The sequence below is a fragment of the Mycobacterium sp. ABE4_509 genome, assembly GCF_056160785.1.
Window position 1 is genome coordinate 1 of record NZ_JBSWXU010000097.1, and the last position, 21,119, is coordinate 21,119.

Genomic DNA, 21,119 nt, shown 5'->3' on the forward strand with positions numbered 1-21,119 from the left:
CGAAAGAGCCCCTACCACATCTTCGGCCAGTTCTCGTGGGCTCGGAGGGGTGCAGAAGAGACAGGCCCGGGCCGGCCCCGGCGGCGAAGACCACCGCGTCGGCGCCGCGCAGGTGGGACGCCACCTCGTCGACGTCAGCGTTCTCGAGGTCGACGACGATGGGTTCGGCGCCGGCCGCCGCGAGGTCGGCGGCGTGGTCGGGATTGCGGATCAGTCCGGCGACCGAGTCGCCCCGGCCGGCGAGCAGCCGTTCGGTGATCAAAGCGATCTTGCCGTGGCCGCCGGCGATGACGACTCGCATGAGCTACCTCCGTAGGCGCCTGCCGATCAGTCTGGTGAACTCGACCGTCGACCGGCGCACCGATTCGAATTCCAGCGATACCGCCAACGTGTCTACCATCGCGAACGGCAGCGTGGTGACGACGGCGCCGCGCCCGTACTCCAGATGCCAGGAGCCGGGGTGGATGGTCAGGCCGCGGGCGTGACCGCGCTGCAGGCAGGTGTGCCCTCCGGGCAGCAGCGCCGGCAGCGGTTCGGTGTCGTCGGATTCCAGATCGTAGGAGTCGATCCGGCCGGCCAGCAGGAACTTGTGGATGTCGACGTGCTTGTAGCGACCCGAAAAGCCCTGTGTACCAGTGGGTGAGCCGAATATGACGATGTACTCGCGGGTGCTGAAGTGCAGGAAACGGACCTTGCCGAGGATGCCGCCGGCCTTGCTGCCCACCCACCGTCCCGGCGTGGGGTCGATCAGTTCGGGATACCGCTCGGCGAGGCGTTCGACGGTCCGGGCGACGAGTTCGCCGCTGCCGAGCTGCAGTCCGGCGACGTCTGCGGCGACCGTGTGCAGAACGTCGGGGTCGAACCGGTACTTCACGGGCGCACCAGACCGCGCGGGCGGACCAGGCCGAGGTCGTAGTGGGTGAGCCAGCCCGGTGGGGCGTCGCACACGTCGGGGATGGCGTTGATGGCCCCCATCGCCGTCCAGGTGTAGCCGGGGTGGGCCATCGTGCCGTCCGGCTGCCGGACACCCTGCAGGGTCAGCTCGGTGGGCGGGTCACCCTGCATGACGATCCGGTACCGGGTGGGGCCCCAATCCCACGCCGGTTCGAGCAGCTCAGGGCCGGCGGCGACATAGATCGCGTGGAAGACGATCAGCGGACGCCCGCCGACCCATGCCGTCCACTCGTGGTGCTGCCCGGCGACCGTCCCCCGAGCGATGGCGCCCTCGTCGTGTGCGATGTCCCCGGTGGCTGTGGCGACCGCGATGTCGGCGGCGGTCACCTCGCCGATCGTGACGCCGAGCCCGTCGGCGATCATGTGCATGGACTGGGCGAAGAACGGCAGGCCGAGGCCGAGGATCGTCGGCTCGGACAGGAACTTGTCCTTGTCCTTGCCGAACCCCATCCAGTCGATGTGATCCAGCGGGGCGTCCTTGAGGATGTCGACGACCTCGTAGAGATGGACGGCGTCGACACGGCTCATCACCCGCGCCAGCGTGACCGGCAGGATGTCGCCCGCGTAGCCGGGATGGATGCCGCCGCCGTGGAACGACGTGCCGCCCTCGGCGCAGGCCGCGCGAATCTGGTCGCCGGCACTGCGGAAGTCGTCGCTGGGGTGGAAGAACCCGGACGTGGTGACGACGTTCCTGCCGGACCGCAGCAGTCGGCACACGGTCTCGACATCCATCATGATCGGGGTGTAGAAGACGCAGTCGGCGTCGATGCCGAGGATGGTGTCGATGTCGTCGGTGGCGGCGACGCCGACGGGATCGATCCCCGCGATCTCACCGGCATCCCGGCCGACTTTGTCCTTGCTGTGCACCAGGACGCCGACGAGGTCGAACGTCGGACAGGCGGCGAAATGCCGGATGCCTGCCTGCCCGACATCGCCGGTCATCCACTGGACGACCCGGTAGGTCTTCTCCGTCATTGCTCCCTCGGCTCAGCTGTTGGCGGCGATGCCGCTCGGGGCGGGACTGAAAACCACCGGAACCGAACGGAATCCCCGAGTGATCGAGTTCCCGTGGAACTCCGCTGATGCGCCCGGATCCAGTTCGATGTCCGGCATTCGGACCAGCACCTGTTGCAGCCCGATCTGGAATTCCAGGCGGGCCAGATTCGAGCCCAGGCACCGATGGACACCGGCGCCGAACCCGAGATGGCGGTTGTCGTGGCGGTCGAGCACGCACCGGTCCGGGTCGGGGAACACGGCAGGATCCCGGTTGGCCGCGGCATAGTTGATGAGCACCGTCTCACCCGGGCGGAAGGTGTGCCCACGGAGTTCGGCCTCGTCGGCCACCGTGCGATGGATGCCGTGGATCGAGCCGGCGAAGCGGATGAACTCTTCGACCGCTCTCGGCTGGGCGGCGGGCTCGGCGGCGAGCCGGTCCCGATCGTCGGGGTGGGTGGCCAGGTGGTGGAACGCGAAAGACATGGCGCTGGCGGTGGTTTCCAGTCCGGCCTGCACCAGCAGCATGGCGTTGCCGACGATATCGGTGAACTGCAGCTTCTCTCCGTCGATCTCGGCTGACAGCAGCACATCGATCATGTCGTCGCGGGGCGGCTCGGTGGTCCGCGCCGACACGACGTCGTGCAGGTGCTGGTAGAGATCGGCCCATGCGCCGGCCCGGGTCTGCTCGGTGGGCCCGTTGAGCGCGGTATCGGTCAGCTCGAAGCACCGGGGGATGTCGCCGGTCGGCATGCCCAGCAGGTATTTGAACAACACCACGCCCGGCTGCCGCCAGGCGACCTGTGCCAGATCTCCGGTGCCGGAATCGATGAAACGGTCTATCAGGGCGTCGGTTTCGGACTCGATCTGCGGGCGCAAGGCCTTCATCCGAGCCGGGGAGAAGTACGGGTTGAGGACCTTGCGCAACTTCTGCTGCTGCGGCGGGTCCAGGATGACCACCAGCTTGCCGAGAAAATCGGGGGCGACTTCTGGCATGGGGTTGCTGGAGAAGTGCTGCCAGTCCTGGGCGATCGTGTAGCAATCGTCGTAGTCCACCACCACCCAGGCGCCGCCGGGTGTCGCGGCCAGGAACGGACGGTCGGTGTGGGCGAAGGTCTTCTTCCTGCGCATCGCGGCGTACACGTCGTAGAGGAAGCCGTCGTCGTTGAAGTCCTCATGACGAAGGTCCCAGTTCTCGGCGTGCTCCTCGGCTGTGTGGCACTCCCGTGGGTCCCCGCCCGGCGGTCTCATACTCGCTGACTATAGTCAACGAGACTAGGTAGTCAATCGGCTACTCGAAGGCTGTGCAGGGTGCGGGTCAGGAAGTCGTCGAGCATCGCCTGCCGTTCCGGCCGGTCGTGCGTGGTGGTCAGCAGCGCATAGAGCCCGAGCAGGAAGAAGACCGCGCTGTTCATCGGTTGCACGTCGGGATCGACCCGGCCCCGGGCCTGGCCCTGTTCGATCTCGGCCGCCACCTCAACGATCACCGGGTGCGCGGCGTCCTCGTCGACCGGCGGGCGGGTCGACGAGAAATGCAGTGCCAGGAAGTCTTTGAACAGGACCGCGCCCAGTCGGCGCTCGAGGCCCATCACCAGCCGAACTGCCTCGGACAACGTCGATTCGAGGTCGTCGTGGGTGCTCCGGAACCGGGCGAGCTGTTTGGCGATGCGCTCCTCCTCGCGCTGCTCGAGCTCGACGAGCACGTGCTCCTTGGTGGGGAAGTGGAAGAAGAAGGTGCCGTGTGCCACTCCGGCAGCCGTCACGATCGCACCGACGTCCGCCGCCGCCACGCCGGAGCGTTTGAGTTCCGCGACCGCTGCCCCCATCAAACGCTCGCGGGTCTGCAGACGTTTGACCTCGCGGGTAGAGGGCTTGTCGGCTACTGCCATCCACGCACCCTATCGCCTGCCGAACGAACCCGTGCTGACTGAATTCATTGACTTCAGTCAGGGGTGGATCGTTAGATGAGTTATGCGCAGAGTCGTTCAGTTCTCCACCGGAAACGTCGGGCAGCACTCCCTGCGGGCCATCATCGGCCGGCCCGACCTGCAGCTGGTCGGTGTGCACGCGGCGAATCCGGCCAAGGTGGGCCGCGATGCGTCGGAATTGTGCGGGCTCACCGAGCCGACCGGGGTACTGGCCACCGACGACATCGACGCGCTGATCGCGCTGGCGCCCGACTGCGTGGTCTACACCGCGCTGGGCGAGACGCGGCCGATGGAGGCCATCGAGGAGATGTCGAAGTTGCTGGCCGCCGGGATCGATGTGGTGGGCACGTCGATGGTGTGGCTGGTCGCGCCCCGTCAGGCCGACGACTGGCTGCGTGGCCCGCTCGAACAAGCCTGCGCCGCAGGGAACTCGACGCTGTTCGTCAACGGCATCGATCCCGGGTATTCCTCGGACACAGCCGTGCACTCGGCGCTGAGCCTGGTGGTGCGGGCCGACTCGGTGCACGTCCAGGAGATCTTCGACTACGGCAACTACGACGATTTCGAATACACCGGCACCGCGATGGGATTCGGCTCCACCCGCGACGACGAGGCGCCGCCGGCGTTCCAGCCGGGGGTGGTCGCGGTCATGTTCGGCGGGCTGGTCCGCAACCTCGCCGACCAACTCGAGGTCAAGCTCGACGAAGTCCGGGAACGATATGAGCCGTGGTACACCGACACCCGCATCGAGTGCACGATGACGACGGTGGAGCCCGGCGGGATGGCCGCGGTGCGCTTCGCCGCCGAAGGAGTGCGTGACGGCGTACCGGTGATCACCGTCGAGCACGTCAACCGGCTGACCCCTGCTGCGGGGCCGGATTTCCAGTACCCGCCAGACGGGCAGCCCGGCGTGCACAAGGTCGTGGTGGAGGGTGAGCCGCGGGTCGAGGTGATCACCCATCTGTCCCATCCGGGGCTCGACGTCACCGAAGCGGGGTGTGTGTCCACCGCGGCCCGAGCGGTCAACGCGATCGACTGGGTGTGCCGGGCGCCCGCCGGAGTGGTGGAGCTGGCCGACATTCCGCCGACGGCGCTGATCCGCGGGCTGATGTGGTGAAACGCCGTACTCATCCTCGGCGCGGCGAGTGAGTTAGGTCTGACGTTCGAAACGTCGTAATGCCGACGCAGCGCGCGGGTAGAGGATCGCCGGGCCCAGCCAGCGCGAGATGAACCTGCGCAGCGCCACGCCGTCTCGGGGCGGATCGCCAGGGTCGAGCAGCAGGGAATGCATCGTGCGCAGGCTGAGTTCGGCCAGTTCGTCGAGTGCCACCTCGTCGAAGCCGTGTGTCGCCCAATCGACGTCGAAACGCTGCAGAATGGCGCGCCCGAACGTCAGCGCGGTGTCCGACGTCAGGGAGGTCACCGTGGTGTCGGGCCGCCGCTGGGTGAGCAGGTTCTCGAACTGCGGATCCCCGACCAGCTGCTCGACGGCGAAGGCCACACTCTCCACCATCGCGGCGACTGGGTCCTGCTCGCCGCCGACGTGTTCGGCAAGCCTGTCGATGAACCCGTTGGCCGAACGCATGGCGCTGGCGATGAGCAGGGCGTCGGTACCGGGGAAGTAGCGATAGACCGTCTGGCGGGTGACACCGAGCCGGCGAGCGACATCGGCGATGCGAATCGCGGCGCCACGCTCGGCGACGATCTCGTCGGCCGCGTCGAGGATGCGATCGATCGCCTCCTGATCCGAGGACGGCGCGGCACCGGCCCAGCCGTGGCTACGCATCCGAACTGCGGGACTGCGAGTCGAATTCCATGGGTAGGGCAGTCGGCCCGGTCATGCCCAGCATCGGCTTCCACGGTGCCGCGCCGGTGCGGTGAAGCGTGGGCAGCCGTCGGGCCAGGATCGCCAGGGCCTTGGCCAGCTCCAGCCGCGCCAGATTGGCGCCGAGGCAGTAGTGCACTCCGCCGCCGAAGGTCAGTATCGCCGGTGCTCCCGTCCGGGAGATGTCGAAGTGGTCGGGATCGCCGTACACCTGGGGGTCACGGTTGGCGGCGAAAGTGTTGACCATCACGAACGTCCCCGCCGGAAAGACGTACCCGCCGAACTCGACATCCGAAAGGGCAATGCGGGGTGTGCCGCACACGGCCGGGGAGTGGCGCATGCTCTCCTCTACCGCTTGCATGGCCAGCTCCGGCTGGTCGTGCAGCAGCCGCCACTGATCGGGATGCTCACAGAGCACCTGCACCGAGGCCGCCAGTTGGTTTCTGGTGGTGTCGGTGCCAGCCATCAGCAGGCTGGCTGCCAGCATCCGAAGTTCGGCGACGCTGAGCCGGTCCCCGTCGTCCTCGGCGCGGATGAGTTCGGACAGCAGGTCGTCGGTCAGATCGTGGCGCCGGCGCGCGATCATCTCGTCGACGTAGGCGTCGAGTTCGCCCCACGCAGACATGATTCGGGGTTCGGCGGCAGCGATCGCGGTGGTCATGCTGAACGCCTGGAAGACGTCCTCGGTCCAGGCCGAGAACAGCTGCCAGTCTTCACGGGGTGCACCGAGCAGCGCGCAGATAACCGGAATCGGATAGGGCTGCGCGATGTCGACCACCACATCGCAGTGCCCGGTCTGTGACACCCGGTCGATGAGCTCGTTGACCACGTCGATGATGGTGGGGTCCAAACGGGCTGTGGCGCGTGGAGTGAACGCCTTGGCGACCAGTTTGCGCAGGCGCTGGTGTTCGCGACCGTCGAGGCACAGCAGTGTGCCCATCACCTTGTCGTACAGCGGGCCCGAGGTCACCCCTTGCGCCATCAGGTTGATGCCAGGGGGAATCCCGAAACGCTCGTCCCGCAGGATCGCTCGGGCGTACTCGTAGGAGAGGATCTCAGGTCCCACCGGCCCGATCGCGATCGGAGCCTGCAGCTGGGCGCTGCGGAGTTCGCCGTGGACGTCGGCGGGGGTGCTGGTGAGGTCGTAGCTCAGGGTCGGCAGGCCGGCGTCGAAGACGGTCGGCGCCGCGGTGTCAATCGTCATCGCTCTCCCCGGATAGGTATTGTCCATACGCTTTCTAGAAAATGTATGGTCTAGTCCCGGTTCCGGTGGGAAATTCGCGAAACGAAGCCAGACGAGTCAAGCGATGGCCATACAGGAATGAAAAAACGACGGCGATCAGGTCAGCCGTTCCCGCAGCTCCCGCTTGAGCACCTTGCCGTAGCTGTTCTTCGGCAGCTCGTCGACGAACTCGTAGCGCTTGGGCCGTTTGAACCGGGCGATCCGGTCCAGCAGGTGCGCGTCCAGATCGGCGGCGGTCACCTCGCTCACCACGAACGCCACCACCACCTCGCCCCACTCCTCGTCGGGAGCCCCGACCACGCCCGCCTCGACGACCCCGGGGTGCTCGAGCAGCACCTCTTCGACCTCGCGGGGGTAGATGTTGCTGCCGCCGCTGATCACCACGTCCTTGGAACGGTCGCGCAGCGTCAGGAGCCCGTGCGCGTCGAACGAGCCCATGTCGCCGGTGCGCAGCCAGCCGTTCTGCAGCGTGGCCGCGGTGGCGTCCGGGTTCTTCCAGTAGCCCGACATCACCACGTCGCCGCGGCAGACGATCTCGCCGATCTCGTCGACGGCCGCCGGTGTCCCGTCGGGCCCCAGCACCGCGACGTCGACGCCCGAGCGGGCGTACCCGACCGAGCCGAGCACGGCGTCGGATGCCCACCCGTCTGCGGCGACGTGGTCGGCTCGGCGCAGGCCGGTGATCGTCATCGGTGCCTCGCCCTGCCCGTAGAGCTGCACGAAGATCGGCCCGAACGCCGCCATCGCCTTCTTCAGACTGTCGACGTACATCGGGCCGCCGCCGTACACGACGGTGGACAGGTTGGCCGGGCGGGAGCGCCCGGTCTGCGCCAGCCGGGCGACCATGGTCGGCGCCAGGAACGCACTGCAGCCGGGGTGGTGTGCACACATGTCCAGAAACTCGTCGGGGTCGAACGCGCCGGAGGCCGGGATCACCTGCCGGGCACCGCGCAGCAGGTAAGGCAACACGTACATCCCCGATCCGTGGGACATCGGTGCGCCGTGGATCAGGCTGCAGTTCTGGTCGGGAGAGTCGAAGTCGGCCAGGTGGGACACCGTCATCGCCATCAGGTTGCGGTGCGAGAGCATCGCGCCCTTCGAGCGCCCGGTGGTGCCGCTGGTGTAGAACAACCACGCCAGGCTCGCCGGGTCGGTGCCGCGTGGGACCTCGGCCGGGGCTGCGGCGCAGCGGCTCTGGTACTCGGCGGCGCCGATCGTCTCGATCGGCACCGCGGTCACCGGCGCCAGCGCCGCCCCGATTTTCGGGGACGCGAACACGCAGGCGGCGCCCGCGTCGTCGAGGACCTGCTCCATCTCGCGTGGATGCAGTTTGAAGTTCAGCGGCACGAAGACGCATTCGGTTGCCCAGATCGCGAACATCAGCTCGACGATCTGCGGGCAGTTCTCGCTGGCGACCGCGATGCGGGCGCCGGGGCCGAACCCGCGCAACGATGCGGCCAGGCGCAGCGCGCGCTCGTGTAGCTGCGACCACGTATGCACCTGCTGCTCACCGTGATACACCGCGCCCCGGTCGCCGTGGCGGGCCGCGGCCTGGTCGAGCAGCGCGAACAGGTTCACTGCCCGGGCTCCCGCGCAACCCACTCGGAGGTGAGCGCGAAGTCGGACAGGTACTTCGTGCTGCTCCAGCCCCCGTCGACGACGATCGTCTGCCCGTTGATGAAGCTACCGCCCTCCGAGCACAGGAACGCCACCGTGGAGGCGATGTCCTCGACACGCCCCAGCCGGGTGTGCGGGGTCATCTCGGTGTTGATCTTGCGGAACCGTTCGTCCTCGAGCCGGTGGGCCACCATCGGGGTCAGCGTCACCCCGGGAGCCACCGCGTTGCACCGGACCCCCAACGGGCCGTACTGGCAGGCGATGTGGGTGGTCAACGCGGTCAGGCCGCCCTTGGCGGCCGAGTAGGCGCCGCCGCGCAGCCCGCCGACGACGGCGAACGTGGAGGTGACGTTGATGATCGCCGAGCCCGGCTGCATGTGCCCGATCACGTCGCGGGCCAGCCGGAACGGGGCGCGCAGCATGATGCCCAGGAAATAGTCCAGCGTCTCGTCATCGGTTTCGTGCAACGGTTTCGGGCTGCCGACTCCGGCGTTGTTCACCAGGAAGTCGATGCGCCCCCAGCGCTCCAGCGCCGCCGCCACGATCCGGGCCGGCGCGTCGTCTGCGGTCAGGTCGACCGACAGGGTCGCGATCTCACCGGGCCCGGCGTCCTCCTGCTCCAGCGCGGCGAGCCGGTCGGGATCGCGCCCGGTGCCCAGCACCGCCATGCCCTGTCTGGCCAGGGTTGTCGCACAGCCGAACCCGATGCCGCTGCTGGCTCCGGTGACGATCGCTACCTGCATGTCATGACTCCTGTGTCAGTTCGGCCTTGATCAGATGTTTGAGAACCTTGCCGGCATCGTTCTTGGGGAGCGCAGCGACCAGCCGAACCTGTTCGGGCGCCTTGAACTTCGCGACGCCGCGGGCGGTCAGGAACTCCCTGATCTCGGCGACGTCGGGCCCGGTCGTTCCCGCTGCGACGATGGCCGCGCAGGCGCGCTCCCCGGTGCGCGGGTCGGGGATGCCGACCACCGCGATCTCGGCGATGCCCGGATGGGTGAGCAGAATGTCCTCCACCTCTTTGGGGGAGATGTTCTCGCCGTTGCGGATGATGATGTCCTTTGCCCGGCCGGTCACCACCAGATGGCCGTCCTCGGTGAACCGGCCCAGGTCTCCGGTGCGGAAGTAGCCGGCCCCGTCGAACGCGTCGGTGTTGTCCTCGGCGTGCAGGTACCCGGTGAACATCTGCGGTCCGCGGCAGCGGATCTCCCCGTCGACGAGCACGACGTCGGCGATGCCCGGGCGCCCGTCGGTGTCCGCGGCCTGCCCGACGTCGTCGAGCGATCCCACGGTGGTGACCGGCACTTCGGTCGATCCGTAGACGCGGCTCACCGCGGCCTTGTCCAGATACTCCGATGCGCGGCGGATCAACGACGGCGGTACCGAGGCGCCCCCGCAGATGAATACCTTCAGGTCGGGCAGCCGGGTGCCGGCCCGCTGGGCGGCCGCCAACAGCCCGTCCAGGAACGGAGTGGCTCCTGCCATGTGTGTGCAGCGGTGTTCGAGCATGAGCGCCACGGCGTCGTCGGGATCCCAGCGCTGCATCAGCACCGCCTGGGTGCCCAGCAGCAGCGGGCACTCGAACGCATAGATCGAGCCGCCGATGTGAGCGATCGGCGAGGGCACCAGGAAGGTGTCGCCGGGGTCGATTCGCCAGTACCGGCCCAGCTGGGTGATCAGTGCATACAGCGAATCATGGGTGTGGAGTACCCCTTTCGGCCGGCCCGTGGTGCCCGAGGTGTACATGATCATCCGGGTGGCAGCCGAGTCGAGGTCCGGCAGCGCCGCGGTGCCCGGTTCGCCGGGAAGGTCGGCGAACGCGGTGTGCCCGGCGGCGTCACCGCGCACTACGACGACCTCCGGCGGGTCCGGCAGGTCCGCGACGACGCGGTGCAGCATCGCCGCGTAGTCGTGGCCGCCGAAGGTCTGCGGGATGAAGATCGCGCGGCTGCCCGCGTCGGCCAGGATGAACGACAGCTCGTGGTCGCGCAGCGACGGCAGGATCGGGTTGACCACCATGCCGGCCAGGGTCGCCCCCAGGTAGACGACGGCGGCCTCGTGCCAGTTCGGGACGGTGAACGACACGACGCTGCCCGGCGGCATCCGCCGCAGCAGGGCCTGCGCCAGCGCGCCCGCCTGATCGAACAGGTCACGGCAGGTCAGCGCGCACTGCTCGTCGCGCACCAGCACCCGGTCCGGGGTGTCGCGGGCGGCCTCGGCCAGGGCGTCGGCCAGGGTCGGGCTCATCGGGTGTCCCGCACCCTGCGCATCGTCATCGAGTGCCGGAACCTCGACGAGGGATGGGTGTTGACGGTGACCTGAGCCGTCTCGCCGTCGGAGGTGGTGTAGGTGCGCTGCATCTGCAGGGCCGCAGCGCCGGGGGAGGTGTGCAGCCGGGCGGCGAGTTCGGCATCCAGCACGACGGCCGAGATCTCCTGGTGCACTTGCACCACGCTCACCCCGAACAGGTCCTCGATCAGCGGGAAGATCGGCCCACTGTGGCGCTGCAGCAGCCGGCCGACCGCGGCGAAACTGCGGTTGATGTAGTACTCGGTGCGGCACACCGGTGCGGTGTCCTCGTCGATGCGCCGATACCCGCTCACCGCGAGCCATTCCCCACCCGGTTCCAGGCCGGTGCGCTCGGCCAGAGCGGCGTCGACGGTGATCATCGCGTTGGTCTCGATGGCGAACCGGGCGCCCTGGGCGAAGGCGAGCAGATCGTCGATGGACACGACGTCCTGGGCGTAGGAATCGGTGCTCGGGCGGGGCACCACCAGGGTTCCCGCCCGCGGCTTGGAGGTGATCAGGTTGTCGTCGCGCAGCCGTCGCAGCGCCTCACGAACGGTGTATCGGCTCACCGAGAACCGTTCGCACAGCTCGTGTTCGGTGGGCAGTTGGGAGCCGACCGGGAACACGCCGTCGACGATCTCCTTGCGCAGGGTGCGCGCGACCTGAAGATAGCGGTGGTCGCCGGCGGTGGTGGTCATTGTCGCCGCAGGGCCAGGACGCTACCGTCGCCGTCGGCCGAGACGTAGAGGGTGCCGTCCGGCCCCGAGGTGACGCCGGCGAACGGCCCCTGCGGACCGGAGAACGGCGGCATTCCCTTGAGCGGCTTGGGTTCGACACCCGGCGGCGGACCGACCGGCAGGCCGGTGGCGACGGTGTTGCGCGCCTTGGTGTTCAGGTCGAACTCGATGAGTTCCTTGGTCGCCGCATCGACGATGTAGAGGTGTGCGTCGCGCACGTGCAGGCCCTGCGGGCAGCGCAGCCCGTCCACCACGGTGTCCACCCCGGCGCCGCTCGCCCGCACCACCCGGCCCGCGCCGGACTCGGCGACCAGCACCGCACCGTCCGGGCCGATCGCGACACCGACGGGTTCGTGCAGTCCCGTCGCCAGCGTCTCGACCGCACCGGAGCGCAGGCTGTGCACCCTCCCGGTGCCCTGTTCGGCGAACACGATCGCGCCGTCGGTGACCGCGACACCGTAGAGCTGGTCGAAATCGGTGGCCAGGAAGTCCGTTTCGCCGGCCCCGGGCCGATAGCGGGCGACCTGGCCGCCCGAGGTGGTGACGACGAACTCGTCGGCGCCGATGGCATGAACGCCGCGCAGGAAGCCCGGATAGCCGGGGGAGAACAGCATCCCGACGGTCTGCAGGGATCCGTCGTCGCCGACGGCGTAGAAATAGGTGCCGTCGGCCACGTAGAGGGTGCCGTCGGCCACGGTCAGGTCCAGCGGCCAGTTCAGCCCGCCCGGCAGCACCGTCGCGGTGCGTCCGTCGCCCATGATCTCGGTGATCTCACCGGTGAAGTTGGACGCGAAGAGCCGGTCGCCGACGAAGGTTAGGTTGTCCAGGCCCGGATTCAGTTGGGCGAGCACTGTTTTGTCGCCGGTACGCGGATCGATGCGCAGCACCTGGCCGCTGGCCACCTGGGTGGACACCAGCTGGCCGTCGGAGTCGAACTTCACCGCGTCGGGCACGCCGAGGTCGGTGGCCACCCGTTGCGGCTCGCCGCCGTCGGGGTGCACTCGCCAGATCTCGTTGGCGGTCATCAGCGGGTAGTAGAGCAGTCCGTCCGGGCCTACCTCCATCGCGTTGGGTGAGGGCAGGTTCTCCAGCAGGATCCGCGGTGCGCCGCCGTCGAGCGGCAACTCCATCAGCCGGCCGCCGTCGCGGCATTCGCCGACGAACAGCCGGCCCTGGTGCACGGTGATGCCGTTCGCGCAGGGCAGATCGTCGCGCACCACCCGGGTGTGCCCGGCGGTGTCGCGGGCGCTGACCCGGCCGTCCATCACCTCGGTGGCGAACAGCGTGCCGTCGGCGCCGAAGGCCACGTCGTCGGGCGCGATGACGTCGCCGCCCTTGGCGCTGACGGTCTCCAGTTCGCCCGAGGCGAGGTCCAGCGCGCTGATCTGGCTGCCGGTCACCTGCGCCACGTACACGCGGTCGTCGGGGCCGGTGCGCAGGCCGTTGGCGCCGAACAGGCGGCTCGGCGCGGTCACCCTCGTCAGCTGCCATCCCTGCGAGGCGGCCGGGTTGTGCGCTGCGTAGCGGGCATTCATGGGTTCGGACGTTAGCAAGGTTCAGCTAGTCCAGACAATAGGTTCGATATGGCCGTCAAATGAGTATTGACGGCCACATAATCCCTGCGGAATAGTGTTCTGCAATATGCAGAGTAACATTTCTTGTCCGGACAATTGACATGAGCTCCGGACTGTCGATCAGCCTGGACGGCCGCATCGTGGTGGTCTCCGGCGCAGGCGGCGGTGGCATCGGAACGACGGTGACCCGGATGGCCGCCGAGGCCGGCGCCACCGTGGTGGCGGTGTCCCGTTCCGAGGACAACCTCGACCAGCACGTCGCGCCCCTGGCGGCCGACGGTCTGTCGGTCGTTCCGGTCGCAGCCGACGCGGCGACCGATGACGGCATCGCCACCGTCCTCGACGCGGTGCGCACGGCGTCCGGGCGCACCGGCTCGAAGCTCTACGGTCTGGTGAACGTCGCCGGCGGAGCCGCCCCCGGCACCTGGATGCCGGCCACCCGGGTCAGCCGTGCGGACTGGCGCGCCCTGTTCGCGGCGAACCTGGAGACGACGTTCTTCATGAGCCAGGCGATCGCGGCCGAGATCCGGGACAACGGAGACCCCGGCTCCATCGTGTCCGTCTCGTCGATCAGCGGGATGAACACCGCGCCGTTCCACATCGCCTACGGCACGGCGAAGGCCTCGGTGGTGGCGATGACCCGCACCATGGCCGTCGAACTGGCGCTGGACGGCATCCGGGTCAACGCGGTCGCCCCCGGCGTCACCGAGACGGCGGCGTCGGCCACCTACGTCGACACCGACCCGCAGCGCGACCGCACCGCGATCGCGATGGGCAGGCGGGGCACCCCGGCCGAGCAGGCCGGCGCCATCCTGTTCCTGCTCTCGGATCTTTCCGGGTACGTGACCGGTCAGACGTTGCTCGTCGACGGTGGGCTCAACCTGAAATGGACCCACCTGGGCGCGGACAACACATCGTTGTTCCTCAAGGACGAATCCTTCCGCCAAGCGATCAGCCGGTTCTGATTCCGTCTGGTTGGAGAAAGGAAAAACTAGTGGCACACACCGAATCCGACGTCGACGCCGCGATCGAGCGCGATGCCCCACCCGACGACTCGACCGGCATGATCGCCGAGGACCTCTCCGAAGCGACGACCATCGGCGTCGAGGCCTACATCAGCGAGGACTACGCCCGGGCCGAACGGGACAAGTTGTGGCGCAAGGTGTGGCAGCAGGTCGGCCGCGTCGAGGAGATCCCCGAGGTCGGCAGCTACCTCACCTACGACATCCTCGACGACTCGATCATCATCGTCCGCACGGGCCCGGGCGCCTCGGACTTCGCGGCGCACCACAACGTCTGCATGCACCGGGGCCGTCGTCTGGTCGACACCCCCGAGGGTGCCAAGAACGCAGTAGGCCGGGCCCGCAAGTCGTTCGTGTGCGGGTTCCACGGCTGGACCTACGGCCTGGACGGCGCCTGCACGCACATTCGCGAACAGGACGACTGGGCCGGCAAGCTCACCCCGCGCAACACCCACCTGGCGCCGGTGCAGGTCGACACCTGGGGCGGCTGGCTGTTCATCAACATGGACCCCGACTGTGAGCCGCTGGCCGACTATCTGTTCCCCGCCTCGAAGATCCTCGACCCGTTCGGTCTGGAGAACATGCGCTACAAGTGGCGCAAATGGCTGTATTTCGACTGCAACTGGAAGGTCGCGCTGGAGGCGTTCAACGAGACCTACCACGTGTTCACCACCCACCCGGAGTTCAACCGGTTCGGCGAGTTCAAGGGCTGGGCCAAAGCGCAGGGCCGGCACAGCAACATCGGTTACGACGCGCCGAAGGGAATGGACGAGACCAAGTCCAAGATCCGGCTGGGCACCGGCGACCCGCGCATCTCGACCGCCGAGATGCAGGTGTACACCATGGAAGAGACGAACGCGACGACCACGCAGACGCTGGTGGACGCCGCCAAGCGGCTGGTCGACGAACTGCCCGAGGGGACTCCGGCCGACGAGGTGCTGGCGCACTGGCTGGCTTCGGCGCGGCGCGACGACGAGGCCCGCGGGGTGATCTGGCCGACGATCCCGCCCGACATCCTGGGCCAGAGCGGAACGGCCTGGCAGATCTTCCCGAACTTCCAGATCGGCCAGGGGCTCACCAGCGCGCTGTGCTACAGCGCCCGGCCCGACCCCAGCTACGACCCGAACAAGTGCATCTTCGAGGTCGGGGTGTTCGAGCTGTACCCGAAAGGCGGTGAGCCCGAGACGGAGTGGGAGTACACGCCCAAGGACTCCCCGAACTGGCGCTCGGTGCTGCCCCAGGACTTCTCGAACATGGCAGCGGTGCAGCGGGGCATGAAGTCCGCCGGCTTCCCGGGCACGCTGCCCAACCCGTACCGGGAACGCAGCACCGTCAACCTGCACTACCAACTGTCCAAGTACATGGGTACCGGAGCCCCCACCGAACTGTGATTTCAGCGTGTTCGGTCGCGCATTCCGCGACCAGCCACGCCGAAATCGCGAAAGAGGAGACACATGACGACCCCGTGCGGGCCCACCGACACGCCGCAGGACATCGACATCCCCGCGCTGCAGGAGAAATACGCCGCCGAGCGCGCCAAGCGGGTGCGCCCCGAGGGGGGCGAGCAGTACCTGGAGCTCGAGGGCGAGTTCGCCGACTTCTACGAGGTCGACCCCTATACGACGCCGGTACAACGTGATCCGATCACCGAGGACGTCGACGTCGTCATCCTCGGTGGCGGCTTCGCCGGGCTGCTGGCCGGCGCCTACCTGAAGAAGGCCGGTGTCGAGGGCATCCGCGTCATCGAGATGGCCGGCGACTTCGGCGGCGTGTGGTACTGGAACCGGTTCCCGGGGATCCAGTGCGACAACGACGCCTACTGCTACATCCCGATGCTCGAAGAACTCGGCTTCATGCCGTCGAAGAAGTTCGCCGACGGCGCCGAGATCTTCGAGCACTGCCGCAACATCGGCAAGCATTTCGGCCTGTACGACGGCGCGATGTTCTCCACCCAGGTGCGCGAGCTGCACTGGGACGACTCGCTGTCACGCTGGCGGATCAGCACCGACCGCGGCGACGACGTACGCGCCCGGTTCGTGGTCATGGCACAGGGTTCCTACAACCGGCCCAAACTGCCCGGCATCCCCGGCATCAAGGACTACATGGCCGCCGGCGGTCACGTCTTCCACTCGGCGCGGTGGGACTACGACTACACCGGTGGTGACGCCAACGGCGGCCTGGCGAAGCTGGCCGACAAGCGGGTTGCCCTGGTGGGCACCGGAGCGACCGGTGTGCAGCTGGTACCCCACCTGGGCCGCGACGCGAAACAGTTGTTCGTGTTCCAGCGGACGCCGTCCTCGGTGGACCACCGGGTCAACACCCCCACCGACGCGCAGTGGGCCGCTTCGCTGCAGCCCGGTTGGCAGGAAGAGCGCAAGCGCAACTTCCACAACTGGTCGCCGTTCGTGGGTGTGGTCTTCGGCGAACCGGATCTGGTGTGCGACTTCTGGACCGAGCTCGGCCGCAATCTGACCGCCCGCATCGCGGCCAGCCCGGACCCGACATCGCTGGGGGTCGAGGAGATCATGGCGATGCGCGAGGAAGAGGACTACAAGATCATGGAGCGGCTGCGCCGGCGCGTGGCCGCCATCGTCGAGGACCCCGACACCGCCGAGGCGCTCAAGCCGTACTACCGGTTCATGTGCAAGCGGCCCTGCTCGAGCGGGGAGTACCTGGATGCCTACAACCGGCCCAACGTCACGCTGGTCGACGTGTCCGCATCCAAGGGAGTGGAGCGGCTCACCGAGAAGGGCATCGTCGCCGACGGTGTCGAATACGAGGTCGACTGCGTGATCTTCGCCAGCGGGTTCGAGATCTCCACCGAGATCAGCCGCCGCTATGCCATCGACTCGATCGTCGGCCGCGACGGACTGTCGTTGTTCGACTACTGGAAGGACAACTACAAGACCCTGCACGGGATGACCAGCCGAGGTTTTCCCAACCAGTTCTTCATGGGGTTCATCCAGGGTGGTGTGTCGGCGAACACCACCGCGATGTTCGAGCAGCAGGCCGAGCACATCGCCTACATCATCGCCGAGGCGCAGAACCGCGGCGCGAACACCGTCGAGCCCAGCCAGGACGGTCAGGACAGCTGGGTGACCACCGTGGCAGACCTGGCCATCGACAACTCCGCATTCGAACTGTCCTGCACACCCGGCTATTACAACAACGAGGGCCGCGGCGGAGCCGAGGGCAACGGATCGTTCCTCGGTGATTTCTACTCACCCGGGTTCTACGCCTTCGACGACCTGCTCAAGGAGTGGCGGGACAACGGCGACCTCGACGGCCTGGTGTTCGGAACCTGATGGGTGACTTGAGATTCGACGGCAGGGTTGCCGTCATCACCGGAGCCGGAAGGGGGTTGGGCCGGGAGTACGCGCTACTGTTGGCCGCCCGCGGGGCGAAGGTGGTCGTCAACGACGTCGGGGGAAACCTCGGCGGCGACGGCGCCGACGACCGTCCGGCGGCCGAGGTGGTGCGCGAGATCCGCGCCGCCGGCGGTACGGCGGTGGTGTCCTCCGATTCGGTGGCGACCGTGGTGGGCGGACGGGCGATCGTCGAATCGGCCATGGACAATTTCGGCCGGATCGACATCCTGATCCACAACGCCGGCAACGTCCGCCGTGCCCCACTGGCCCAGATGTCGTACCACGACTTCGACGCGGTGCTCGACGTGCACCTGCGCGGCGCCTTCCACGTGGTGCGGGAGGCCTTCCCGCAGATGTGCGCCGCCGGCTACGGCCGGATCGTGCTGACCTCGTCGATCGGCGGGCTCTACGGCAACCACGACGTGGCCAACTACGGCGTCGCCAAGGCGGGCATCATCGGCCTGTCCAACGTCGCCGCCCTGGAAGGGGCGTCCTCGGACGTCAAGTGCAATGTGATCGTCCCCGCCGCGGTGACCAGAATGGCCGAGGGGATCGACACCTCGGCGTATCCGCCGATGGGTAGCGACCTCGTCGCCCCCGCGGTGGGCTGGCTGGCCCACGAAACCTGTTCGGTCACCGGAGAGATGCTCGTCGCCATTGCCGGCCGGATCGCCCGGGCCTACATCGCCGAGACCGCTGGGGTGTATCGGCCGTCGTGGACCGTCGAGGACGTCGCCGCGCAGATCGACGCGATCCGGGACACCGCCGGCTCGGTGGCCTTCCCCGTGGTGCCCGACGGGCACGCCGACCACATCCGATACAGCTTCGGCATGGCCGCACAAGGGATCCCGAATGGCTGACGCGGGACCCCTGGCAGGCATCCGGGTCGTCGACCTCACCGCGATGGTGATGGGCCCCTACTGCACGCAGATCATGGCCGACATGGGCGCCGAGGTCGTCAAGATCGAACCGCCGCAGGGCGACAACACCCGGTTCATCTCGGTCGGCCCGGTCTCGGGCATGAGCGGGGTGTTCGTCAACGTCAACCGCGGCAAGCGCAGCGTCGTGCTGGATCTGCGTTCCGAGCAGGGCAGGGCCGCCGTGCGCGCGTTGATCGAACGGGCCGACGTGTTCATCCACTCCATGCGCTCCAAGGCCATCGCCAAGCTGGGGTTCAGCTACGACGACGTGGTCGCTATGAACCCGTCGATCGTCTACACCAACTGCTACGGCTACGGCCGGCGCGGGCCGGAACGGGACCGTCCGGCCTACGACGACACCATCCAGGCCGAATGCGGATTGCCCGCTGTGCAAGAGCAACTCACCGGTGAGGCGGACTATGTCGGCACCATCATGGCCGACAAGGTTGCCGGGCTGACCGCGCTGTACGCCACGATGATGGCGCTGTTCCACCGGGAGCGCACCGGGGAGGGCCAGGAGGTCGAAGTCGCGATGTTCGAGACCATGGCGTCGTTCATGCTGGTCGAGCACGCCAACGGAGCCATGTTCGACCCCCCGCTGGGCCCGGCCGTCTATCCGCGCACGGTGGCGCGCAACCGGCGTCCCTACCGCACCAAGGACGGCCACATCGCCGCGCTGATCTACAACGACAAACACTGGAACGCATTCATCGACGCCGTCGCTCCTCCGTGGGCCACCGATCTGTACGCCACCCTGGAGTCCCGGGCGAACGAGATCGACACCGTCTACGGCCTGGTCGCCCAGACATTGCAGGAGCGCACCACCGCCGAGTGGCTGGACCTGTTCCGCGAGCTGGAGATTCCCGCCGCACCGCTGAACACGCCGGACGACCTGTTCGACGACGAACACCTCAACGCGGTCGGACTGTTCGAGACCGTCGACACCCCGCACGGGCCGGTGCGCTTTCCGGGCGTCCCGACGTGGTTCTCCCGTACTCCGGCCCGGGTGCGCGGGCCGGCCCCCGAACTCGGCGCCGACACCGCTGCGGTGCTCGACGAGCTGGGCCTGGGTACACCCGACGCGGTGGGGCGGTAGCGATGGACTTCGACATGGGCAAGCGCGCCGGTGATCTGCGCCGTGAGTTGCGCGAGCTGGTCGGCGAGCACGTGCCCGAACACTTCCTGGGCGCCTTCACCGACGACCCGGCCGATCTGGAGACCGCCCAACGGTTCTGCCGCACGCTGGCCGACAAGCAGCTGCTGTGCCTGGCCTGGCCGGAGGAGTTCGGCGGCGGCGGGGCGTCGGTCTGGGAGCAGACGGTGGTGCGCGAGGAGATGTGGGCGCACCACGAACCGCGCGGCGCCCAGTACATGGGGGTGAACTGGGTCGGGCCGATCATCATGCGACACGGCACCGCCGAGCAGCAGCGCAGGCACCTGCCGCCGATCGCGGCGGGCGAGGTGATCTGGTGCCAGGGATTCTCCGAACCCGAGGCCGGCTCGGATCTGGCGTCGCTGCGTACCTTCGCCCGCCGGTCCGACGACGATCCAGACGGCTGGTTGGTCAGCGGGCAGAAGATCTGGACGTCCTACGCCACGATGGCCCAGTGGTGTTTCCTGCTGGCGCGCACGACGCGGGTCGGTGACGGCGGCGTGGCGAAGAAGCAGCAGGGTCTGACGATCTTCCTGGTGCCGATGGATGATCCGGCCATCACGGTGCGCCCGATCGGAACCATGATGGGCCCGCACCACCTCAACGAGGTGTTCTTCGACGACCTGCGGGTCACCGAGGCCGACGTGTTGGGAACCGTGGATGACGGCTGGTCGATCGTGGGCGACGTGATGTCCTTCGAGCGGGTCGGGATCGCCCGCTACGCCCGCTGTGAGCGGCTGCTCGCCGCGGCGCCGGAGGTGCTGGGTGCCCGGTGGGACGCGTTGCCGGGCGAGCTGCGCGGCCGCTGGGTCCGGATGCTGACGCACTGCCGGCGGGCCAGGCTGCTGGCGTACCGGGTGGTCGCACTGCAGGACAGCGGCCAGATCACCCCGGGTGATGCGGCGGCCTACCGGATCGCGGTGACCAAGCTGGACCAGGACAGCGCCGAGGTGCTTTCCGACATCGCCGCCGAGGTCCGGCACACCGACGAACGGGCGGCCTGGTTCCTCGGCGAGGTCGAAGACCACTGGCGCTACTCGCAGGCCTCCACGGTGTCCTCCGGGAGCATCGAGATGCAGCGAATCCTGTTGTCCCGCGCCATGTTGGGGCCGCGCACGCAAGGAGCGAAAAGCAGCCCCGCGAGGAGGGACACATGATCCTCGACCTCAGCGCCGACGCGCAGGAGTACGGCCGCCAGGCCCGGCAGGCGTTCGAATCAGCCGGGGGCGACGAACTCGTGCAGCGGGCCGAAGCGGCGCCGCAGACCCGCGAATCCCTGGTCGGGCCGGTGCTCGCCGAGCTCGGCACCTGGGAGCTGGAGCCGCGCACCGATGCCGACGGGGTGGAGGCGGCCGCCGCGCTGTGCCGCAGCGCGGGCTACTGGGCCCTGCCCTACCCGCTCGCCGAACGACTCGCCGCCCCGGCCGGCCTCGACGTCGACGGGATCATCGTGATCGGCGGCGCCCGCCCGGCCGGCGCCGTCGCCGGTCTCGAAT

19 protein-coding genes and 1 pseudogene are annotated in these 21,119 nt (G+C 68.3%); 8 read left to right on the forward strand and 12 right to left on the reverse strand.

Annotated elements, in window-relative coordinates:
* The 5 genes from ACXAID_RS19025 to ACXAID_RS19045 all read right to left on the reverse strand — a co-directional run.
* A partial coding sequence (locus ACXAID_RS19025) for an NAD(P)H-binding protein (RefSeq protein WP_475023768.1) occupies positions 1–301 on the reverse strand: 301 nt, incomplete at its 3' end.
* Positions 302–304: 3 nt separating this feature from the next.
* The gene (locus ACXAID_RS19030) at positions 305–874 is read right to left on the reverse strand and encodes an isomerase (protein ID WP_475023769.1); all 570 of its coding nucleotides are present in this window, start codon (positions 872–874) and stop codon (positions 305–307) included.
* Positions 871–1,929, reverse strand: a complete 1,059-nt coding sequence (locus tag ACXAID_RS19035; RefSeq protein ID WP_475023770.1) for an NAD(P)H-dependent amine dehydrogenase family protein — start codon at positions 1,927–1,929, stop codon at positions 871–873. Before ACXAID_RS19035 ends, ACXAID_RS19030 begins: the two co-directional genes overlap by 4 nt.
* A 12-nt stretch (positions 1,930–1,941) precedes the next feature.
* A complete protein-coding gene (locus ACXAID_RS19040; RefSeq protein ID WP_475023771.1) occupies positions 1,942–3,198 on the reverse strand; it encodes a cytochrome P450 in 1,257 nt (418 codons plus the stop codon).
* Positions 3,199–3,230: 32 nt separating this feature from the next.
* Positions 3,231–3,836 carry a TetR/AcrR family transcriptional regulator gene (locus ACXAID_RS19045; protein ID WP_475023772.1) on the reverse strand — a complete coding sequence of 202 codons (606 nt, stop codon included), beginning with the start codon at positions 3,834–3,836 and terminating at the stop codon, positions 3,231–3,233.
* Between the two features lie 82 nt (positions 3,837–3,918).
* On the opposite strand from ACXAID_RS19045, the gene ACXAID_RS19050 reads away from it, so the two are divergent.
* Positions 3,919–4,992 carry an NAD(P)H-dependent amine dehydrogenase family protein gene (locus ACXAID_RS19050; protein WP_475023773.1) on the forward strand — a complete coding sequence of 358 codons (1,074 nt, stop codon included), beginning with the start codon at positions 3,919–3,921 and terminating at the stop codon, positions 4,990–4,992.
* A gap of 33 nt (positions 4,993–5,025) precedes the next feature.
* On the opposite strand, the gene ACXAID_RS19055 is transcribed toward ACXAID_RS19050, so the two are convergent.
* The 7 genes from ACXAID_RS19055 to ACXAID_RS19085 form a co-directional block, all read right to left on the reverse strand.
* On the reverse strand, positions 5,026–5,661 hold the full coding sequence (locus ACXAID_RS19055; RefSeq protein ID WP_475023774.1) for a TetR/AcrR family transcriptional regulator: 636 nt from the start codon (positions 5,659–5,661) through the stop codon (positions 5,026–5,028).
* The gene (locus ACXAID_RS19060) at positions 5,654–6,904 is read right to left on the reverse strand and encodes a cytochrome P450 (RefSeq protein ID WP_475023775.1); all 1,251 of its coding nucleotides are present in this window, start codon (positions 6,902–6,904) and stop codon (positions 5,654–5,656) included. Before ACXAID_RS19060 ends, ACXAID_RS19055 begins: the two co-directional genes overlap by 8 nt.
* A gap of 135 nt (positions 6,905–7,039) precedes the next feature.
* On the reverse strand, positions 7,040–8,521 hold the full coding sequence (locus ACXAID_RS19065; RefSeq protein ID WP_475023776.1) for an acyl-CoA synthetase: 1,482 nt from the start codon (positions 8,519–8,521) through the stop codon (positions 7,040–7,042).
* On the reverse strand, positions 8,518–9,303 hold the full coding sequence (locus ACXAID_RS19070; protein ID WP_475023777.1) for an SDR family NAD(P)-dependent oxidoreductase: 786 nt from the start codon (positions 9,301–9,303) through the stop codon (positions 8,518–8,520). The genes ACXAID_RS19065 and ACXAID_RS19070 overlap by 4 nt, the downstream gene beginning before the upstream one ends.
* A gap of 1 nt (position 9,304) precedes the next feature.
* A complete protein-coding gene (locus ACXAID_RS19075; protein WP_475023778.1) occupies positions 9,305–10,807 on the reverse strand; it encodes an AMP-binding protein in 1,503 nt (500 codons plus the stop codon).
* The gene (locus ACXAID_RS19080; RefSeq protein WP_475023779.1) at positions 10,804–11,547 is read right to left on the reverse strand and encodes a GntR family transcriptional regulator; all 744 of its coding nucleotides are present in this window, start codon (positions 11,545–11,547) and stop codon (positions 10,804–10,806) included. The genes ACXAID_RS19075 and ACXAID_RS19080 overlap by 4 nt, the downstream gene beginning before the upstream one ends.
* Positions 11,544–13,121 carry an SMP-30/gluconolactonase/LRE family protein gene (locus ACXAID_RS19085; protein WP_475023780.1) on the reverse strand — a complete coding sequence of 526 codons (1,578 nt, stop codon included), beginning with the start codon at positions 13,119–13,121 and terminating at the stop codon, positions 11,544–11,546. Before ACXAID_RS19085 ends, ACXAID_RS19080 begins: the two co-directional genes overlap by 4 nt.
* Positions 13,122–13,261: 140 nt before the next feature.
* Here ACXAID_RS19085 and ACXAID_RS19090 point away from each other — a divergent pair, with 140 nt between their 5' ends.
* The 7 genes and pseudogenes from ACXAID_RS19090 to ACXAID_RS19120 form a co-directional block, all read left to right on the forward strand.
* Positions 13,262–14,125: an SDR family NAD(P)-dependent oxidoreductase gene (locus ACXAID_RS19090; protein WP_475023781.1), complete on the forward strand. Its 864-nt coding sequence runs from the start codon at positions 13,262–13,264 to the stop codon at positions 14,123–14,125.
* 29 nt (positions 14,126–14,154) lie between these two features.
* Positions 14,155–15,573 carry an aromatic ring-hydroxylating oxygenase subunit alpha gene (locus tag ACXAID_RS19095; RefSeq protein WP_475023782.1) on the forward strand — a complete coding sequence of 473 codons (1,419 nt, stop codon included), beginning with the start codon at positions 14,155–14,157 and terminating at the stop codon, positions 15,571–15,573.
* Between the two features lie 63 nt (positions 15,574–15,636).
* Entirely contained in the window at positions 15,637–17,487 is a 1,851-nt protein-coding gene (locus tag ACXAID_RS19100) for a flavin-containing monooxygenase (protein ID WP_475023783.1), read from the forward strand.
* Positions 17,487–18,410: an SDR family NAD(P)-dependent oxidoreductase gene (locus tag ACXAID_RS19105; RefSeq protein ID WP_475023784.1), complete on the forward strand. Its 924-nt coding sequence runs from the start codon at positions 17,487–17,489 to the stop codon at positions 18,408–18,410. The genes ACXAID_RS19100 and ACXAID_RS19105 overlap by 1 nt, the downstream gene beginning before the upstream one ends.
* Positions 18,403–19,566, forward strand: coding sequence for a CaiB/BaiF CoA transferase family protein (locus tag ACXAID_RS19110; RefSeq protein ID WP_475023785.1), 1,164 nt, complete (start codon positions 18,403–18,405; stop codon positions 19,564–19,566). Before ACXAID_RS19105 ends, ACXAID_RS19110 begins: the two co-directional genes overlap by 8 nt.
* Positions 19,567–19,568: 2 nt before the next feature.
* Complete coding sequence (locus ACXAID_RS19115; protein ID WP_475023786.1) at positions 19,569–20,780, forward strand: acyl-CoA dehydrogenase family protein; 1,212 nt, start codon at positions 19,569–19,571, stop codon at positions 20,778–20,780.
* A pseudogene (locus ACXAID_RS19120) lies at positions 20,777–21,119 on the forward strand (acyl-CoA dehydrogenase family protein); the annotation flags it as partial. The gene ACXAID_RS19115 and the pseudogene ACXAID_RS19120, both read left to right, overlap by 4 nt.

Excerpts from the sequence above, each read along its gene's own strand:
- ACXAID_RS19035 (WP_475023770.1), bottom strand. The coding sequence starts at position 1,929 with ATGACGGAGAAGACCTACCGGGTCGTCCAGTGGATGACCGGCGATGTC.
- ACXAID_RS19040 (WP_475023771.1), bottom strand. The coding sequence starts at position 3,198 with ATGAGACCGCCGGGCGGGGACCCACGGGAGTGCCACACAGCCGAGGAG.
- ACXAID_RS19045 (WP_475023772.1), bottom strand. The coding sequence starts at position 3,836 with ATGGCAGTAGCCGACAAGCCCTCTACCCGCGAGGTCAAACGTCTGCAG.
- ACXAID_RS19050 (WP_475023773.1), top strand. The coding sequence starts at position 3,919 with ATGCGCAGAGTCGTTCAGTTCTCCACCGGAAACGTCGGGCAGCACTCC.
- ACXAID_RS19055 (WP_475023774.1), bottom strand. The coding sequence starts at position 5,661 with ATGCGTAGCCACGGCTGGGCCGGTGCCGCGCCGTCCTCGGATCAGGAG.
- ACXAID_RS19060 (WP_475023775.1), bottom strand. The coding sequence starts at position 6,904 with ATGACGATTGACACCGCGGCGCCGACCGTCTTCGACGCCGGCCTGCCG.
- ACXAID_RS19070 (WP_475023777.1), bottom strand. The coding sequence starts at position 9,303 with ATGCAGGTAGCGATCGTCACCGGAGCCAGCAGCGGCATCGGGTTCGGC.
- ACXAID_RS19075 (WP_475023778.1), bottom strand. The coding sequence starts at position 10,807 with ATGAGCCCGACCCTGGCCGACGCCCTGGCCGAGGCCGCCCGCGACACC.
- ACXAID_RS19080 (WP_475023779.1), bottom strand. The coding sequence starts at position 11,547 with ATGACCACCACCGCCGGCGACCACCGCTATCTTCAGGTCGCGCGCACC.
- ACXAID_RS19085 (WP_475023780.1), bottom strand. The coding sequence starts at position 13,121 with ATGAATGCCCGCTACGCAGCGCACAACCCGGCCGCCTCGCAGGGATGG.
- ACXAID_RS19090 (WP_475023781.1), top strand. The coding sequence starts at position 13,262 with ATGAGCTCCGGACTGTCGATCAGCCTGGACGGCCGCATCGTGGTGGTC.
- ACXAID_RS19100 (WP_475023783.1), top strand. The coding sequence starts at position 15,637 with ATGACGACCCCGTGCGGGCCCACCGACACGCCGCAGGACATCGACATC.
- ACXAID_RS19105 (WP_475023784.1), top strand. The coding sequence starts at position 17,487 with ATGGGTGACTTGAGATTCGACGGCAGGGTTGCCGTCATCACCGGAGCC.
- ACXAID_RS19110 (WP_475023785.1), top strand. The coding sequence starts at position 18,403 with ATGGCTGACGCGGGACCCCTGGCAGGCATCCGGGTCGTCGACCTCACC.
- ACXAID_RS19115 (WP_475023786.1), top strand. The coding sequence starts at position 19,569 with ATGGACTTCGACATGGGCAAGCGCGCCGGTGATCTGCGCCGTGAGTTG.